An 18,201-nucleotide genomic window follows, 5' to 3' on the forward strand; every position below is an offset into this window, starting at 1 on the left:
TGTCCGTTAAACCGCTTTTACTATTTTAAACTACCAACTACATTATCTACAAACCAATCCATGCTCAACAGTGCTTCATCTGTCATGGATGTACCAGCTGGTACTTTTACAGCACCCGTCTGATCTTTTAACTCGCCTGCAAAGATAACCAGCGAACCAGATTTAATTGCTGCCTCAGCAGTTTCAACCTGACCTTTCGCAGTTCCTGGTGCCAGAGCTGTCAGTTCGTCCAAAAGAACAATTCCGTCATTCATACCACCCCAGTATTGCTGTGATTTCCATGTTCCGTCAATCACTGACTGAACTGAATCCGTGTAGTAACCACTAAAATCCCAAAGCGGTGCAGTCATGTAGACTTCCGGCATGGTTGTTGCTGCACTTAAGTCATAACCAATCGATAACTTACCCGCTTCTTTAGCAGCTTCCATGGTTGCTGTTGAATCCTGATGTTGCGCTGTTACGTCGCAGCCTTGTTGAATCAGTGCTTCAGCAGCGGCTTTTTCAACAGTCGGATCATACCAGGTGTTCGTCCAGGAAACATTAACGGTTGCCGCTGGATTTACTGATTTCACACCCAAAGCAAAGGCGTTGATTCCACGGATAACTTCGGGAATCGGCATAGCCGCAACATAAGCAATTTTATTTGTTTTGGTTGTTAAACCTGCAACAATACCTGACAGGTATCGAGGTTCTTCAATTTTTCCAAAGTAAGTTCCTAAATTGTCCGCTGTCATGTAACCGGAGCAATGCTCAAATTTTACGTCAGGGAATTCTTTTGCCGCTTCGACCATTCCATCCATGAATCCATAACTGGTTCCAAAAATAATGGTACATCCCTGATCGACCATATCTCGGATCGTCGATACAACAGCGCTTTTTTCTTCGGGGACATTTTCTTTAACAATTGTTTCGACCTTGCCACCCATGTTTTCAACCATTTTTGCCCGGCCATTGTCATGTGCCTGTGACCAGCCGCCATCATCCGCTGGCCCAACGTAGATAAAGCCCACCTTGGTAACTTCATCTTTTTTGGATGTTGATCCCGAACTGCATCCGGCAACGCTTACAACCACTAAAACCAGAGCAAGCATCAATACTCCCAATCTTTTTTTCATTCTCTTCCTCCTATTTTCTAATCTGGTCTAGAACTATTAAGATAAACAGTCTTAGCCACGATAATATTTTAACTAAAAAACAAATAAAATGCAATCTAAAAAAGTTGAATAAATCGACTGTTTGGATCATGTTTTTATTGCACTGAAGCTGTAAATTCGGTATTATTATACTGTAACCAGGGTGAACCCGATTCTTCACCCTGTTAATAAAGTCGCTTACAGATAATTGCAAAATTGCCCTCGGCATTGTGTCCAGTTTTATAAAATACAATCTCTGCACTGTACGGTAGACAATTCGACGATCTGTTCACCTACACATTACAAAAATATTAATGAAAGTGAATAAAAAACAAATTTTTGCTCACTATTTTTAAGTTTGCATGTACCTGGAAACCATTTTGTATTGAAAGGAGTGTCATTTTGAAAAAAGAGAAAAAAAGCAAGAAACCGGAAAACAAAGAAGTAAAAGATTCAAAGAAAGAGTCCAAGAAAAAAAGTGTAACTGAAGAAAAAAAAGCAGGTGCCGTTCCCAAAAAAGAGAAACCCAGCCTGTCAAATCCAGTTTCCCTGGATTCTGTTGCTGACGCTACCGCAGTAAAGCAACTGATGATCGATTCTGCTGTGCTTTACCAGAATATTCTTATTTTACCCCAAACTTTTACTATCGGTGAATCAACTTATTCTTTATATCCTTCCGAATTGAAAGCCCTGGATATGATTGGACAATTTTCTGGTATTAATCTGACCCAATTGGCAAATAAACTGGGGATTTCAAAAAGTGCAATTTCAAAATGCACCTCCAAACTGCTTGAAAAAGAATTGATCGAAAAGGAAAAATCGCCGATTAACGTTCGGGAGGTGGTCTTTACCTTGACCCCGAATGGACAATTTATCTTTAGTCAGCTCGAATCCACTAACGCCAAACTATTTGAGCCCTTTAATCAGGCACTGGCTGAATTCTCAGCGGAGGAGATCAACGACCTTCATCGTCTGTTTGTTACCATTCAATCCAGTCTGACTGAGGTTATCACTCGTCAATAATACTACCAGCCACTTGTTTTAGCAAACAAGTGGCTTTGTTTTTAAAAGTGAACAGCCTTATAATTTCTCCTGACGGTCAATTTCTTCCGAATTGCCAAAGGTTTCACGAGAGTATATCTTTTTCTCATAAATTTTAGTTCCTGGTCGTTCCAATGCCCCCATCAGAAATTGATAATAGGCTCCCGGCGTAACAATGTTACCAGTCGCCGGCTTTTCAAAGCCGGTATTCTCAAACAGTGAATCCGCTACTTTGACACAATTGGTATTTAAAGCAAAATAGGTCTTTAGCGGCCCCTTCTTAAATTTATAAAACCGAGCCCCGGTACCTTTGTAGATAACATCTTCCACACCCGTGTAATTACCTGGTTTAAGCATTCCCTGCTCTGCCAATTGGGTATCACAAAACCATTCAAACATATTTTCCTGAAAGCGTTGATAATTCTCCTTAATGATCGCCAGCTCATTATCGGTGAAAGCAACTTTAAACGAGATTAACACTTTCCCATCATGAATGACGGATTCTCGCAAATAACGATCCTTATCACAGATAAAAAGCACCCCATCACTCATGGCTCCGCCCAAACGGTAGGAGTGTCCATCAAAATTCCCGTAAGACAGAGCTTCATTTCCGAAAATCAAATCAACATGCCCAAACGCTTCCATAAATTTTTTGGATAAGTGCACCAGAATTTCCACGTTCATGGGATTAATACCCGCTTTTTCCGGCACCAAAACTTCCTGGGATAATATATAGGCGTTGGCATCTTCAGATGCAACCTTTGCATCATATTTTCTAATCAACCCCATTGGCACAAATACTCCCAGTAACGATGGCAGCGCAATCCGCATTTTTCGTTGCATCCGCTTCGCCGTCTTGCTCATGTGTTCCTGTGTCTCCCAATCATTAAAAGCGTCAAACAGTAACGTCACCCCATACCAGACCAGATAGATTCCCGATACAATTGCAAAGCTCGCCGTCTGAAAATAACTGTTGATAAACAGGTAAATACCAAAAATAAAATTAAGTACCCCACTGATAAAGTAAAAACCATAATTAGGAACCCCATCCCGCCAATAGGTTACTGCTGAAATTAATTTTGCAATACTATTAATCACCACATAGATTGCAAATACATAAGGTATCAGTTCAGCTACAGTCAGCCGGAAATAAAACAACGCCACCGCAAAACCTAAATTGACCAATGCTCCGATTACGGTCATTCGTTTGCTACCATCGTGAGATTTAAAAAAGACCGAGACCAGATTAATCAAAGCAAAAACCACCAGCGCCGCCATCAACAATACAACCAGTTGTCCCACCGAAGTTCTTGGATGGCTGATCATATATATACCAATTGCCCCAATCCCAATACCTGAAAGCGTTCCAATGAATCGCTTCGTTTTTTTCTCGTTCATCTTTTTCCCTCTCTCATCGACTGTGTTGTTATAATCCTCTTTGCAATAACCAAAAATCACAGCTGTTTTTCTTGTTTCAAACTTACTTAAACGCTTCGTTCAATTGGTCTCCCGCACAATCTCTTGATTATCCCGGTTATCTGCCAGAATTCCGAAGCTTTCCAGTCGCATTCGCAGCCGTTTTTCCCCCATCGCTCCTGCTTCTATTTCATAACTGATAACCCGAATCACCGGTACACACCGATTCAGTTCATTGAGAAAATCAATAAAGGTATCATCATTTCCTGTGCATACCACAACATATTCGCAGCGTGTTAAAATCTTACCATCAGGCCCGGTAATCGTCTTTTCGTCACTGTTCTGAAAATCCCGATTAATCTGTATCCCCAGACTTTCATCAATTTGGATATCCGCTGCTCCAAACTCCACAGATACCACCCCCACCTTTGCCACTTCAGCCATTCTGCCAATGTTCTCATACAAACTGACCGTATCCAACCGTTCCGGCAAACTGCTCCGGTTATCGTCCAATTGTTGCCGAATCATTTCTAACTCATTTAAATAGTGCTCTTCGGACATTTCGTCAGGCAATTCCATAGTATAACGTTCTTTTTCTGCCAAAATCAGCTTTTGTTCACAATAACTTTCATATTTGGGGATCACCAATAAAGCCATCAGTGTTACAATCACTGCGCTGGCAATAATGCCTTTTTGAACCTTGATTTTTTGATTTATTTGGCGCGCTGTTTTTGAGTTGCTTTCACTGGACTTCCTTGCCGTCTTGCTTTTCACCATTTATACCTCAGCTATTTGAATGTCGAGTGTAAATCCCCACATTTCTTCCATACTGTTTTTATCAGTCGAAACATCATTTTTTCGAGCGGTACTAACCATATTAATCATTTCAAAAACCGCCAAATTCGCAAGTTTTTCTTTAAACTCAAAAATCTCTTCTTTCTTTTTGGTTTCTCCTGAAATAATCAACCGACCCTCCTGATAGTCGTAATTCGACAAAAGCATCCCGGCGGGCAGCACTTTATTAATTTCTGACATCGCTTGATATGGCAATGCCTTTCCACTACTGATTGCTTCCAAAAGCAATTGCCGGTGTTCCAACACCGCTTTTTGCTGGTTAAGATTGGTATAAATAACCTGGTAGTTTGCTTTATTCTCAATTAACATATCTATCTGTCTGATCTCTGCCAGACAGGATTCCTCAAGAAACGTTAAGAAGCCATAAATTATCAAAACACCCAACAGTGCTCCGCTAAAAAGTATTAAACCTTTTGATATTGTTTTATCGGACCGTTTCTTTTTAACTGGATTCACTGGTAACAAATTCATTTCATGCTTCAAATCAATTTTTTCCCCCTCTGATCTGTGCATATTTCATCAAACCGCATACGCATGGTGTAATTAAACATAATTGCGCCCGGGAAATTTGTTCGGTAAAAAACAGGCTCTGGTTCGACTCCAGCAGCTCATCGATCGGTCGCACTTCCGTTCCCATTGATTTTGACAGATATTCCCGAACCCCAGGATGCAGACTCTCGCCTCCCATCAAATAAATAGTTCCATCCCGACCGACTTTTTCGCAACCCAACGGGGATATAAAGATCTGCTCAACCGCTTTTATTATCTGCTGCAAATAAACGATCCCATCCCAACCGCTTTCCAATTCGAGCTGATTGTTCTCACTGAGGACGTTTCCTTTGTAATGGAAAAGCCGGGTGCTTCTGTTACCAATATCAATAATCAAAGTTGATTGATCGTCTTGTTCAATCAGAAGTGAATCAAGTGTATAAAACTGTGGAACGATGGCATTTAAACTCCGACCATGTTTTTTAAAAAACCGTATATATCTGGTCAGTCGTGCTTTTTTTATCGCAACGCCCACTACATCCACTGTCTGTTCATCCATCCCTAGGCATTCAAACCATTGGTTTTGAACCCGAGCAACAAAATCAATTCGCCAATGATCCAGGTCTTCTGAAGTAAGCAGTTGCATCTGCCAGAAAATTGCGTCTTCCAAATCTGCAAGAGACATCATTGGAAAGGTAAAGGTTGCCACCATCATCTCAGCTTGATCAATTAACAAGATTACCTCATCCGTACGGTGATAGCCTTTTAATAATGACCGTAAAAGCTTACTGGTTGCCCGCTTTGTTTCAGAGTCAGTTTCAGGCCAAATCTGTTTCGGATTTTTTTCGATGCGATATGCGATAATTCGGACTGATCCCGAATCATTGACTTCACCTAAAACGATTTTAATCAACGCTTTTCCCCAATCAATGATCCAAAGTCGCTTGCTCTTTTTCAAATGACTAAACACCCCCTAACATTTTCCAGTTAAACTTCACAATCTGACCTCCCGGCACTGCCATCAGATCAGGTTGCAATTCGATTGCACCACTGAAATTTTTCTGATAATCACGGTATTCACTTTTGACCTCCACATAGCGCAGTTGATCCGCAGTTTTAAACACTCGAATTTCATAAAATCCGCCATTCTCATCGGTTTGCTTTCCGTTTGTTCCCGAATAATTGACATCTTTTTCCAATTCAGCCTGCAAAATCGCCATCGCATTTTTTCCCGTCAAAATCGACAATTGATAATTCTGGTTATGAACATTCGCCTGAAGTTCAGCCATTCCCCGGGTTAACGCATAGCCTGCAGCCGCTGCCAGAAGAGCTATGACCACCACCACCAGCGGCAAAACAAAACCATTCTTATTTGTTTTAATCATACAAACTCCACCACTCTTCCGTGGGAAATGATTGTTTCCCGATAATATACAACACCTTCAATAGCCAGATTATACCTGATAATAATTTCCTGATTGGATCCCAGTGATAGTGAAAATGACTGAATGTGATCCAAAAACTGACTATTACCACCTGACCCGATCGGGGTTAAGCCATTTTTGAAAACCTTATAGCGTCTTAAAAATCCGTTGCTGTAGAGATAATAATTATAATAAAGATCCGGACTTTCCAGATCCTGAAGATAGATCCGATTGTTTTTATAATAGATTTTTTCTGATTTCAGCACCTGTTTTTGAAAATACAGTGTAATATAGCGCTCGTTGTAATACAATTCCTGATTGATTTTCGCCTGATCACTGATTGTGTTTATATAGATCAGTCCGGATAACAACATCCCAAGGATCAGAGAGATTACCATCAATGCAGTCAGCACTTCAATCAGGCTGAATCCCTGATCCTTTTTAGATTTTCGGTTACTCATGCAGACTCCAGAAAATCTTAATATGAAACAACTTATCCAAATTTTTTTCACCTTTATGAATAATCTCGAGATGATACAAACTGACTTGACTGTCCTTTCTTAATCCTATCAGCTCGTAGTCCGGATACTTGCTTTCCAGGATGACCTCAATAACTTCCCGCAGATCTTCTGTTGATCCGTTTTTTAAGCCAAGACTAATCTCATCTGCAATGCTATTGATTTCAACCGATTGTTCAAAAATGGCTTTTGATACTATTTCCGTTTTTATGACCATTCCATATAACCCCAGAATCATTGCCAAACCAAATCCACATACCGCTATGGCGATAATGGCTTCCACGAGTGTATATCCTTCTGGTGGTTTGACAAGCTGCCAAATACCCGTTATATGCTTATGGCTCATCTAAATAAATCCTTCCATTTCCTATCTGGACGACGATTTTTCTGACCACACCATTTGCCCCAGTAAGATAGACCGTCCCCCCCTGGGATACAGTTCCGTGTTCGTAAAGCCTTAATACCGCCGCACCGGTGTAGTCTCCTGAGAAAGTTAAGGTTTCCACGGCAATAAAATCACGATGACTTACCCCATTTTTAGTCCAGATAACCTGCATCCCCGTATTTAAAAACCGCACCTGTCGCTGGTATCCATCCATTATTGCCTCATTCTGATACTGAAGCAAAGCGTAAAAAACACGTTCACACTCTGCTTCATAAGCATTCTGATTAAATGAACTTCGGTTGCCAAAGCCAGTGCCATACAAAGCAAGTGTCAACAGCGATAAAACTGCAAGGGATACCAACAATTCCATCAACGTGTACCCAGCATTCTCCCGTAAACACTTATTATTCTCCCTTAATTGGGGTGATGTAGTCGTTTCCATATTGAACTGTTAATTGCCTGGACTGGCTACCAAACTGACCACTTCTGATGTGGCATCATAACTAAAACTCTTTCCCTTGCTCACCGGTTTAAGTTCTGCATTTTTTAGATAGCCAACCCGATGTAATTCAGTAACCAGTTCGTTAAAGGTATCCACCCCTGTTGGCAGCTCCCCTTTTTCAGCCTGGTAGAGCTCAATGGCGCTCTCAACAATGCGGATATTCGCCTGATCTGTCTTTTCCTGAGAATTTGCGAGAACACCGGTAAACCGTGGAATAGCTAAAGCAGCCAATGCCCCTAATATTGCAATCACAACGATTATTTCCATCAGTGTAAAACCGTTAAAATCATTTTGTCTGTGACGCTTCGGCTTGCCATTTGCTTTGCATTTACTTCCCATTTTTATCCCCTATCTCTTTTTACTCGATATTACCACTCTTGTAAAATAAAAAAAAGAGTAAATATTTAGCTTATTTACTCCTTGCACAATATAATCATTATAAATTCCATGCTTTTTTTAGAATCCCAATCCCGTTGTGAATCTGTTCATCGGTGAGTGAACCATATCCCAACAAAACCATGCTTTTGTAATGCTCCGGCAAACCGTGAATAAAATAGGGTGAAACTGGATAAACCCGGATCCCCCGGGCCAGGGCCCGCTGATACATTTCTTCTTCCGTGAGGCCATTATCAAGCTGTACCAATAAATGATGACCCGCATTTTCCCCGGTAATCTTGACCTGACTGCCCAGGTCTTTTAATGCATTCATCAAAACAATCCGTTTTCCTTTATAAACTTTCCGCATTTTATTCACGTGTTTTTCAAAAAATCCACTGGCAATAAAGGCTCCAATCATTTTTTGTTCCAAACTGGAAACCGGTGAGCTAATAGCCTCCGCCGTCTCCTGATAGACCTTTAACAATTCTTCGGGTAATACCATGTAACTGATCCGGAACGACGGAGCGATCGATTTTGAAAAGGTACCCATATATATTACGCGGCCACTATTGTCAATACTCTGTAGCGACGGTAATGGCTTTTCATTATAGCGAAATTCGCTGTCGTAATCATCTTCTATAATATAGTTTCCTTCTTCCTGGTTGGCAAAATTCAACAACCGAATGCGACGATCAATCGGCATACTCATTCCCAAAGGAAACTGATGGGATGGTGTCACATAAATCGCGACATTTGAATAATTTTTCAGCGGTTCGATTTGAATCCCCTTTTCATCAATATCGATGGAAATAACCGGATTGCCCATTTTTTCAAAAATATGATAGGCTTTTAAGTAAACCGGATTCTCTAATATCACCGGTTTATTGCGGCCCCACAGAAGACCTAGAATCTGTAGGAGATGATCAGTTCCAGACCCAATGATGATTTGCTCCTCACGGCATCGTACCCCCCGGGAGTGATAGAGCAAATCCACCAGGGCCTTTCTTAGTTCCAGTTCCCCCTGAATATCGGGTTTGTTTAATAAGCTGTTGTCATACTCATTAAACGTCGATTTAAATATTTTACGAAAGGCTTCATAGGGGAAAATACGCTGATCAATGGCATTGGGAGAAAAATCAATTGTAACCGCTTCTGTTCTTTTTATGATGGCGCTTTTATCCTGAATGCGATTCGTATCTTTCATAAGATAGGTTGCGATCTGACAAACAAAATAACCTCTTTTGGGAATGGCTTCCAGATAGCCTTCCGCTACCAACTGACTATAGGCTGTATCCACAGTATTAACGCTGACTGCCAGATGACTGGCCAGACTTCGTTTGGATGGAAGCTTTTCTCCATATTTCAAGTTACCGTCGGTTATTTCCTTCTTGATAAATTCATAAATTTCTACATACAAAAAGGAACCTTTATTTTTAAATGGTATGGTAAGCATTGCTCCTCCAATCTGAATCCATAGTTTTTTGATTAACTGAGACTTTCCACAGGTTCAATTGTAGCATATAATAAGATTAATTAAAATAAGGAGATTTAAATGCAAAATAAACAAAAGCGGGTTGCCGCGATCCATGATATATCCTGTGTCGGCAGATGTTCTCTGACTGTAGCACTGCCGATTATCTCCGCTGCCGGATTTGATACCAGCGTCTTGCCCACCGCCGTTTTATCCACCCACACTGGTGGTTTCGAGGACTTTACCTACCGGGATTTAACCGCCGATATCCGTCCAATTTCTGATCACTGGCAGTCGCTTAAGCTGGAATTTGATGCATTGTATAGCGGTTTTTTAGGCTCATTCGAACAGATCGATTTGGTTGCCAGTCTCTTTGATCGCTTCCGAATAGAAACAAACCTGATTCTGGTGGATCCGGTAATGGCCGATCACGGCGAGCTTTATTCGATTTATACGCCCGAAATGGCCAAGGGAATGACTACCCTTTGCGCCAAAGCGGACATCATCGTTCCCAACCTCACCGAAGCCGCCTTGCTGTTGGATGAACCATATATTGGCGAAGACTATGATCAAAACTATGTCGAAGGCTTATTACTCCGACTGTCCCAACTGGGTTCTAAAAAAGTGGTGGTTACCGGTATTTCATTTGACCCCTCCAAACTGGGAGCAGCGACCTACGATGTAGAATCCCGTACATTCGACTACGTCTTTAATGACCGGGTAGCTGATTATTTTCATGGTACCGGGGATATTTTTGGAAGTACACTACTGGCTGGACTGCTTAACGACTTTAATTTACAGGAAGCCACTCAGATCGCCGTAGACTACACCCGGGAGTGCATTCTCAAAACGGTGGAGCTCCAACAGGAAAAGCGTTATGGTGTGTGTTTTGAGCGGGCTATCCCTTATCTGATAAAACGTTTGGGATTATAGCTGTAAAATATAAGCGACCTATCCGGTAACACGGTTTGGTCCATCGGATATTTATAAAAAAATCGGGAGATCATTGATCTCCCGATTTTTTATTCGTCCAACAGCTCTTCTTCCATCGCTTCGATCTTTTCAGTGATCAACTCATAGGGATATCCTCGACCCATCAAACTCTTTTTGATCTGATAAATCAACGCTTTCCCCGCCAACCCTTTTTGGCGCTGAGTACGCAAATATTTTTGAATGTCCCGATCCAGCTTTTCCCGCTGTTTTTTTTCTTCCCGTACCAACTCATCCGCCGATAATTCCATGGATTCATCAGTTAATACCAGGTTTTTGATCACTTCCAGAATCATTTCGGTGGGGTAACCCATCCGTCCCAGTTTTTCGTACAGTTTCTTTTTCTGTTGAAATGGCGTTTGACCTTTTAATCGCACTAAACTCTTTTTTGCTACCATCTCACAACAGTGCATTTCCATTTCTCTGGGAAAAAGATCAACCAGTGAAAGCAGTAATTCATCTTCAATACCCCGCTTTTTCAGATCCTGAAGCAGTCGACGGGAACCATAATAATTCAGGTGTCGATTATTCTCAAGATAATTTTTCAGATAGACTGCATCATCAATATAATGGTATTCATCCAGCTTTTGCATCACCTCAGAAATAATCTTATCCGGGACGTTCTTTTTCTTCAGATATGCCACCATTTCACTGCTGGTTCGTGACTTAAAAGAGAGATATTTTACCGCCAGATCCATAGCTTTTTCCCGCGTCATTTCACCCATCGCTCACCTCCTGCAAAAAAACACCAGCAAGCTGGTGTTTGATCGATTTTATTTTAAATGGACTTTTAAGGCCGTCAACATCGTTGCAAAATCCTTTGTTTCCGATAGCGGCACCGTAACTTCCACGCTTTTTATCCCGCTGGCATTTTTGTTGTTACTTAAGTTCTTATATGCCGTAATGACACTTTCTGCATCATCCAATGATGTCATCGTCCCAATTCTTTCACCATCGACTAAAACAGCTGCGCCATCTACATAAAGCGCAATCCCCTTACTGTTTAAGACATTAACACAGGTATCAAAATCCATGGGATTCTCTACCCGTGCCGGAATCAGTTCAAAACCATTACCCAAATGAATATTATCGTAATTGTAACATTCCCTGAGGTTTGTTTCAATTCGATCAACTGCCGATTTAAATACGCCTGACGTCTGCACATAACCAAGACTTTCGCCATGATAAAAAACTTCATACCCCTGGGTTTGAGCACTAACAACTCCCACTGATGCCAAAATAAATAAAATCATAATGGTGACAATACTACTGCGCTGTCGCTTTCTTTTTCGTTGTATTCGTCGTTTTTCTCTTTCAATCTTTACAGTCTCGTCCATTTATTTACCTCTTGTAGTTATTCGTTACGTTTTCGTTACATAATGATACCATATCTTTATATGTTCTGCAAGATTTTTGGTAAAAAAAAGACACCGTCATTTCGGTAACTGAGACTGTCAAAAAAGATAACCCAGTACCGACAATTGTTATATCATGTTGTGCGCATCGGAGCGGACACGGCAGAGCCTGTCCGATTCCGCAGCGTACAACAGATTAATAATTGGTCGGTACGGGAGTTTTGCGACAACCTCAGTCACTGTCATTTCAGTGTCTTTTGGTTTAAATATAATCGCCGGTACTGATATTGAAGTAGTTGCCAATCGGCTGGGCTTCATCATTGACCCGTACTTCAAAGTGAACATGATTAGCGGTGGACGACCCGGTCGATCCCATTCCCCCGATACGCTGACCCTGAGAAACCGTCTGACCTTCTACTACATCCACAGAACTGAAGTGTCCATAAAGGGTTGAATAGCCGTTACCATGATCAATGATCACACACTTGCCGTAACCGCCATACCAGCTGGACAAGGTGACCGTTCCTGAGGCCGCTGCATAAACGGCGGTTCCTTCGCTGTTTAAGATATCAACCGCAGCCGCTCGATAATGGTTGCTGTAGTAGCCGCCATCGTAGTCGCGGAGAATTTCTCCTACCCGGCCACTGGCCGGAAGCATAAACTGAGCCTGCGGTGTCTCATTGGCCAGTTCTTCCGCTGGAGTTTCAGCAGCTGGAGCTTCAACCACTGGTACCTCAGCAACCGGTTCTTCCGGAATTTCAGTAACCGGTGATGCGGTCGTGTTGTTTTCCTCTGCTGGCGCTTCATTAGCTGGCTCTTCTAACACAGGCGTATCCACCGCCGGTACTTCATCTGCCGGAGGTGTCTCCAGCTGAATATCCTCAGCAACAACCTCAGTCATCGGTGCTTCGATAACGGGTACATCTTCAACCGGCACCTCTGTCATGACCGCCGCGACTTCTTCCTCAGGATTTACCGGTGTCTCCGACGTATGACTCGCAGCCCCACTGGCAGTGGTTATCTCCGGTTCAAGGATTGGTTCTTCTTCGACAGTTTCAACCGAAGCGGTTTGAAGCGTTTCGGCATCTGTTATGGATGTTTCCGGAGAAGCTGCAGCTGGTTCCGGGTTATCAACTCGGGCAACCAAAACCTCTGGCTCATTATTCTTATCCTGAGTCCTGATGGCAGTTATGACTTGGGTTACTTCTTCTGTTGTCAAAAAATCCGTTGATCGGGCTGTCCGGATTTCATAATCACTACCTTCCCGGTTTCTTCGTCCACTTTTATTAGCACTGGTATCTTGTACTGCTGCTTCCAGCACTTCCAGACTATCAACATAACCAATACTGGTACCTTTGTAAATCACCTCGTAGGCCCGAGTTTGGGCATCGACTGCTCCGGCTCCCACTAATACAAAAAAAGTACAAACCACTACTGCGGAGCCCCGCATTTTAAACAGTCGTTTTTTGTTTTTATTCAACGTTTCCCTGTGATTGACATGTTCAATCTCTACGAATTCATCATGTTCAACTTGCTTGGTCGACCAATTAAACCGGTATTTTTTAATTCTTGCTCGGACTTTTTCAAAAAAATTCTGAGTTTTTTCCATGCCTCTCCTCCTGTTACAATTTATTTACAATTATGATACCATATCGTTTTATATTTTACAAGTATTTTGTATGTCTAAAGGTTTTTTATTCTCAATGGTATTCGTTTCATAAATCAGGAAGAAAAGGTGTGATTCTAAAAACTGCTGCAACTATTCACTATCGTTCCAGCCTAAAATTTTAATCAATCTCAAATCTGAATAACCATAGGCGCTGGCCGGATAATTGATTCGATCCGTGGTATTCGAATTAATGAGATAATCTGCCAGTTTTCCATCGCTGTCAGTAATCACATCTGTAATGATAACTGAATGGAGCCAGTCTCCATCTTGTCCATATTGTAATACGTCACCAACCGATCCCGAATAGACGTTCTCATCAACACATGCCACCAGTCCATAGCCGTCATTTTCGCTGGCGTAGGTGTAAAACTCCTCAACCCCAGTCCAGGCAGGGCTCCGACCCCATTCCACTTCATCCAGATCCACTTCTTCGCCGTACCACTTCCACTGGGTATTGTTGTCACCGTCGCTGTCCATAGGGATTCCACCAGCAAAAAGACACTGTGAAATATAGTTGTTGCAGTTACCACCATAACGATCATAAATGCCATACGCATCATTTCGCTCTACTTCAATGGCATCGACCCAGGTCATGGCGTAATCCAGCGCCGCATCAGCGTCATAGTCATTATCCGCTTCTACTGTCGCGCTTTCCCATGCCCCTGTGTTGAAGTCATCCTTTTCCCAGGCCAGCGCCTCGACAACAGCCAATGCATTAATCAGCAATTCATCCGCCACCACCTCGGGATCGTCATAACTGTCTTCAATTGCCTCTTCCAGCATTAAAAAGCTGTCCTCTTCTTTATAATGTTCAGTGATCACATATCCATCAGCAGTCTCTATGAGATAAAAGGTGTGGGTAATCCCGGAACTGGAAGACGCTACATCAGGGATAAAGGCAAAGTTGACGGTATGGTCTTCCAACAGAACTACTTCGACCTCATCCAGCTCGGTATCAACGCTTGTCACAGTCAAGCCAATTTGATAGTCACTTATTCTCAGATCATTACTCTGGCTTTGTCGCAGTTGGATCAGATAGTCCATGGCGCTTTGATTGATCCATGCATTTTCACTGCTGGGCTCGGCAAAAATCCCAGAAAGATCCTCCGTTTTCAGATTGGCCATGGCACGAAAATAGATTTGAAAATAGTCATTTATCGGTTTTAGCATGGCACTATCAATTGTTTCGTCACTTTCCCGAATTTTTATGTTGCCTCCGGTCTTAGACGTATTATTTTCTGGTTTCGCATCAAAAATACTCGAAGCACTGGTAGCAACAACATCTGAATTTGCCATGACACCGATACATACGACACCCACTGCCATGATCGTCATGAGTGCCAGCCCGATCATTGTTCGTCTTCGTTTCCGCCTGATGGCATTTTTTCTTCGTTTCATTTCCCCACCTCTCCAACATTTGTAACAATTATACATCCATAATGTGTACTTCCTGTGAACAAACCATGAAGATCTGAAAAAAACTACAAGCAAGTCATTTATTAATACTGTACCACCAAAACCTGACAATAATCCAAAAAATAAAAAAAACAGCTTGCGCTGTTATCTTTATAAGTGGTGGTGCCCAGAGGCGGAATCGAACCACCGACACGGGGATTTTCAGTCCCCTGCTCTACCGACTGAGCTATCTGGGCATATATAAAACTTGGCAAAAAAATATGGTGGGCCTTCAGGGGCTCGAACCCCGGACCTACCGGTTATGAGCCGGTTGCTCTAACCAACTGAGCTAAAGGCCCCCAAGTAATTTCTAAAAAAAATGGTCGAGGTGAGAGGATTCGAACCTCCGGCCCCATGGTCCCAAACCATGTGCGCTACCAAACTGCGCTACACCTCGATACAATACTTAGCTATTATAAATGTTTTTGTTTCAGCTGTCAAGGACTTTTTTATCTTTGTGCTTTTCGATACGGTTTATCTTTGACGACTTGCTCATTATAGCACGATCGCAAACCCTAATGCAAGTCTTTTTTTCACAAAAGAATCATTTTTTGATTCTTTTGTGAAAAAGCTTTATTCATATCTATTTTTCCAACACGGTTGCCTTAGCAGCGTTTGGTTCTTTTTCTCGGCGGTTCAGAAAACCCTCAACCTGATTAACCCCCCAGTCAAAAATTCTGATCAAAGGATAGATATCCAAGGTCGTGATGCCCAACACGATAAACATCACCGGCAAAAAATCCGGAATCGGAGTCAGGAAAAACAAATCTTCCAAAAACAGCACACAGCATAAAAATGAAACCGTCATCGCAAAGAATAAGGCCCATCGCTTATTATCAAGTGGCTGGCAGACCCGAAAAAGAATCACTAAGCCAATCAAGCCGGTGGAAATAACCGCCAGAGTCGAAATTTGCTGATGATCAAGAGACAGATACGCACCGGCAATCATAATCATCACTACATTGAACACCACCGTCAGTGCCCCCGGCAAAGATTTTTTGAGCACCTTTTCGAGAAAGTTCCCGGTAATCCGGTTCTTATTGGGCTCCAGGGCCAGAAAAACCGAAGGTGCTCCAATTGTCAACGCACTGATCAACGTCAATTGAATCGGAACAAACGGATAGGCCTCATTGGCAATGATCACAATCACCGCCAGCAACAGCGAAAACATGGTTTTCACCAAAAATAGCGAAGCTGCCCTGGTAATATTATTAATAACCCGACGCCCTTCCATCAAGACCCGGGTAAAACTGGCGAAGTTGGAATTAAGTAAGACCAACTGTGAAACCTGGCGCACTGCGTCGCTGCCTTCGGCCATGGCAATGCTGCAATCCGCTTCTCGCAAAGCCAGTACGTCATTGACCCCATCCCCTGTCATCGCCACGGTATGACCTTGATTTTTAAGCGATTCAATTAATAATCGTTTCTGCCCCGGGGTTACCCGACCAAAAACCGAATAGTCCTGTGCCGCTTTACGAACATCCTCTTCTGTGGTGAGGGTGGCGGCATCCACAAAATTATCCCAATCCAGCAAACCTGCCCGATGGGCAACCTGAGATACCGTTACCGGATTATCTCCGGAAATAACCTTGATTGTGACGCCCTGATTTCTGAAAAACTCGAGGGTCTTCTTGGCTTCCTGACGAATTTTATCGCCCATTGGCAATAGTGCCACCGTTTTGATATGATCCGGCAAGCTACCGTCATCTTTAAACGGCTCCGAAGCATAACCCAACATTAAAACCCGGTTGCCTTCACTGGCATAACCTTCAACCTTATCCTGAATTTCCGGGTAACGCTCTTTTAAAATGAATTCCGGTGCCCCAATCACAAAGGTGCCCTGTTCGCTGAAAAAAGCACCACTCCACTTCCGCTCCGAGGAAAACGGAACCACCCGGTCACACTGCCATTTGGGCGCCTCGCCCTTGCAACTTTCACAGAGAGCCCGATACGTGGCATTATCATCATTCAGATTGGCAATCAGAGCCCGGATCGCCTGAACCGGATTTTTGTCATGACAAAGGGTTTCCATTGACAAAATTTCCATATTGCCCTCGGTGATGGTTCCGGTTTTATCCAGACAAAGCACATCAACCCGGGCCAAAGTCTCGATGCAATAAAGCTCCTGAACCAGCGTTTGATGCTGTCCCAACCGGATTACCCCAACAGCCAGGGCGACACTGGTTAACAGTACCAACCCTTCCGGAATCATCCCGATCAATGCCGCCACCGTCTGGGTAACACCAGCCTGAAGCGGCAACGCCTGGACAATCAGCTGCTTATAGAGTAACAGCAGACCAATCGGTACGATAACGATGCTGATGCTTTTCATAATAAAGCCCAGCGCCTTCATAATTTCAGAGTTTGGTTTCTTAGCTACCTTAACAGCGTCAACCAGTTTTGAGGCATAGTTTTCCAGACCAACCTGAGTCACCAAAACGCTGGCTTCCCCGGAAACCACAAAACTGCCGGACAGCAGCGAATCGCCCTCATATTTCATAATCGAATCCGACTCGCCGGTCAACAGCGATTCATTGACTTCCAATTCCCCTTTTACCACCTGAGCATCAGCAGGGATCTGTTTGCCGGCTGTCAAGATCAGGATATCATCCAATACTATTTTTTCAAAAACGATTTCCTGAGGATTACCCTCCCGCAACACGGTCACATGGGGTTGGGAGATCAGCGAGAGTTTATCAATGGTTTTTTTTGCCTTGATTTCCTGAACAATGCCAATTAAGGTATTAATAACAACAACATTAATAAACAATAGATTTTGAAAGGACTCAACAAAAATAACCATCAAGGCCAGGATGATGTTAAGTATATTAAACAAAGTTAAGCTATTGTCTTTGACAATTCTGCCGATGGTTTTTGTTTTGGATTGGGGTTGGATATTAACCTTCCCGGCCGCTATCCTTTCTTCAACCTGGACTTGCGTCAGTCCAATTTCAAGGTTGATGTTATTTTCCATTGAGTCCTCCCGGTAATTTATTCACTGCTGCGATTATATCACCACAATCTTAAAATACCTTATAGCTGCCCGCTGTCTTAAAATACCGTTCACATAATATACAGCAAACGTAGTACCGACAATTGTTACATCATGTTGTACGCATC

The 18,201-nt window shown here is 42.6% G+C and carries 18 protein-coding genes and 3 tRNA genes; 2 read left to right on the top strand and 19 right to left on the bottom strand.

Going from position 1 to position 18,201, the window contains the following annotated elements:
• Positions 1 to 20 precede the first annotated feature (20 nt).
• A complete protein-coding gene (locus Q7P33_RS02380) occupies positions 21 to 1,115 on the bottom strand; it encodes a BMP family ABC transporter substrate-binding protein (protein WP_303867124.1) in 1,095 nt (364 codons plus the stop codon).
• A gap of 420 nt (positions 1,116 to 1,535) precedes the next feature.
• Between Q7P33_RS02380 and Q7P33_RS02385 the strand changes: the two genes are divergently transcribed.
• Entirely contained in the window at positions 1,536 to 2,156 is a 621-nt protein-coding gene (locus Q7P33_RS02385; RefSeq protein WP_303867126.1) for a MarR family transcriptional regulator, read from the top strand.
• A 57-nt stretch (positions 2,157 to 2,213) separates the two neighbouring features.
• On the opposite strand, the gene Q7P33_RS02390 is transcribed toward Q7P33_RS02385, so the two are convergent.
• The 10 genes from Q7P33_RS02390 to Q7P33_RS02435 all read right to left on the bottom strand — a co-directional run bounded on the left by Q7P33_RS02390 (position 2,214) and on the right by Q7P33_RS02435 (position 9,594).
• On the bottom strand, positions 2,214 to 3,572 hold the full coding sequence (locus Q7P33_RS02390) for an HdeD family acid-resistance protein (RefSeq protein ID WP_303867127.1): 1,359 nt from the start codon (positions 3,570 to 3,572) through the stop codon (positions 2,214 to 2,216).
• Between the two features lie 99 nt (positions 3,573 to 3,671).
• The gene (locus Q7P33_RS02395) at positions 3,672 to 4,367 is read right to left on the bottom strand and encodes a hypothetical protein (RefSeq protein ID WP_303867129.1); all 696 of its coding nucleotides are present in this window, start codon (positions 4,365 to 4,367) and stop codon (positions 3,672 to 3,674) included.
• Positions 4,368 to 4,958, bottom strand: coding sequence for a PilN domain-containing protein (locus tag Q7P33_RS02400; RefSeq protein ID WP_303867131.1), 591 nt, complete (start codon positions 4,956 to 4,958; stop codon positions 4,368 to 4,370).
• Positions 4,930 to 5,892, bottom strand: a complete 963-nt coding sequence (gene pilM, locus Q7P33_RS02405) for a type IV pilus biogenesis protein PilM (RefSeq protein WP_303867133.1) — start codon at positions 5,890 to 5,892, stop codon at positions 4,930 to 4,932. Before pilM ends, Q7P33_RS02400 begins: the two co-directional genes overlap by 29 nt.
• A gap of 4 nt (positions 5,893 to 5,896) precedes the next feature.
• Positions 5,897 to 6,319: a hypothetical protein gene (locus Q7P33_RS02410; RefSeq protein WP_303867134.1), complete on the bottom strand. Its 423-nt coding sequence runs from the start codon at positions 6,317 to 6,319 to the stop codon at positions 5,897 to 5,899.
• Positions 6,316 to 6,819 (bottom strand): type II secretion system protein, encoded by a 504-nt coding sequence (locus Q7P33_RS02415; RefSeq protein ID WP_303867135.1) that lies wholly within the window; start codon positions 6,817 to 6,819, stop codon positions 6,316 to 6,318. Before Q7P33_RS02415 ends, Q7P33_RS02410 begins: the two co-directional genes overlap by 4 nt.
• Positions 6,812 to 7,222 carry a hypothetical protein gene (locus Q7P33_RS02420; protein WP_303867138.1) on the bottom strand — a complete coding sequence of 137 codons (411 nt, stop codon included), beginning with the start codon at positions 7,220 to 7,222 and terminating at the stop codon, positions 6,812 to 6,814. Before Q7P33_RS02420 ends, Q7P33_RS02415 begins: the two co-directional genes overlap by 8 nt.
• Positions 7,212 to 7,703, bottom strand: coding sequence for a prepilin-type N-terminal cleavage/methylation domain-containing protein (locus Q7P33_RS02425; protein ID WP_303867140.1), 492 nt, complete (start codon positions 7,701 to 7,703; stop codon positions 7,212 to 7,214). The genes Q7P33_RS02420 and Q7P33_RS02425 overlap by 11 nt, the downstream gene beginning before the upstream one ends.
• A gap of 9 nt (positions 7,704 to 7,712) precedes the next feature.
• Positions 7,713 to 8,102: a competence type IV pilus major pilin ComGC gene (locus tag Q7P33_RS02430; protein ID WP_303867142.1), complete on the bottom strand. Its 390-nt coding sequence runs from the start codon at positions 8,100 to 8,102 to the stop codon at positions 7,713 to 7,715.
• A 97-nt stretch (positions 8,103 to 8,199) separates the two neighbouring features.
• A complete protein-coding gene (locus Q7P33_RS02435; protein ID WP_303867145.1) occupies positions 8,200 to 9,594 on the bottom strand; it encodes a PLP-dependent aminotransferase family protein in 1,395 nt (464 codons plus the stop codon).
• Between the two features lie 99 nt (positions 9,595 to 9,693).
• Between Q7P33_RS02435 and Q7P33_RS02440 the strand changes: the two genes are divergently transcribed.
• Positions 9,694 to 10,545, top strand: a complete 852-nt coding sequence (locus Q7P33_RS02440) for a pyridoxamine kinase (protein WP_303867148.1) — start codon at positions 9,694 to 9,696, stop codon at positions 10,543 to 10,545.
• Positions 10,546 to 10,634: 89 nt separating this feature from the next.
• On the opposite strand, the gene Q7P33_RS02445 is transcribed toward Q7P33_RS02440, so the two are convergent.
• The 8 genes from Q7P33_RS02445 to Q7P33_RS02480 form a co-directional block, all read right to left on the bottom strand.
• The gene (locus Q7P33_RS02445) at positions 10,635 to 11,327 is read right to left on the bottom strand and encodes a regulatory protein RecX (RefSeq protein WP_303867151.1); all 693 of its coding nucleotides are present in this window, start codon (positions 11,325 to 11,327) and stop codon (positions 10,635 to 10,637) included.
• A gap of 48 nt (positions 11,328 to 11,375) precedes the next feature.
• Entirely contained in the window at positions 11,376 to 11,939 is a 564-nt protein-coding gene (locus Q7P33_RS02450) for a hypothetical protein (RefSeq protein ID WP_303867153.1), read from the bottom strand.
• A gap of 280 nt (positions 11,940 to 12,219) precedes the next feature.
• Entirely contained in the window at positions 12,220 to 13,566 is a 1,347-nt protein-coding gene (locus Q7P33_RS02455) for a M23 family metallopeptidase (RefSeq protein WP_303867155.1), read from the bottom strand.
• 150 nt (positions 13,567 to 13,716) lie between these two features.
• The gene (locus Q7P33_RS02460; protein ID WP_303867157.1) at positions 13,717 to 15,024 is read right to left on the bottom strand and encodes an amidase domain-containing protein; all 1,308 of its coding nucleotides are present in this window, start codon (positions 15,022 to 15,024) and stop codon (positions 13,717 to 13,719) included.
• Between the two features lie 178 nt (positions 15,025 to 15,202).
• A tRNA-Phe gene (locus Q7P33_RS02465) sits at positions 15,203 to 15,278 on the bottom strand.
• Between the two features lie 25 nt (positions 15,279 to 15,303).
• Positions 15,304 to 15,380 (bottom strand) — tRNA-Ile (locus Q7P33_RS02470).
• Between the two features lie 21 nt (positions 15,381 to 15,401).
• Positions 15,402 to 15,478 (bottom strand) — tRNA-Pro (locus tag Q7P33_RS02475).
• 186 nt (positions 15,479 to 15,664) lie between these two features.
• The gene (locus tag Q7P33_RS02480) at positions 15,665 to 18,055 is read right to left on the bottom strand and encodes a cation-translocating P-type ATPase (protein WP_303867159.1); all 2,391 of its coding nucleotides are present in this window, start codon (positions 18,053 to 18,055) and stop codon (positions 15,665 to 15,667) included.
• Positions 18,056 to 18,201 lie beyond the last annotated feature (146 nt).

Origin of the sequence: Acetobacterium wieringae (genome assembly GCF_026646375.1) — a bacterium.
In the GTDB taxonomy this organism is placed as follows: Bacteria; Bacillota; Clostridia; order Eubacteriales; family Eubacteriaceae; genus Acetobacterium; species Acetobacterium wieringae_A.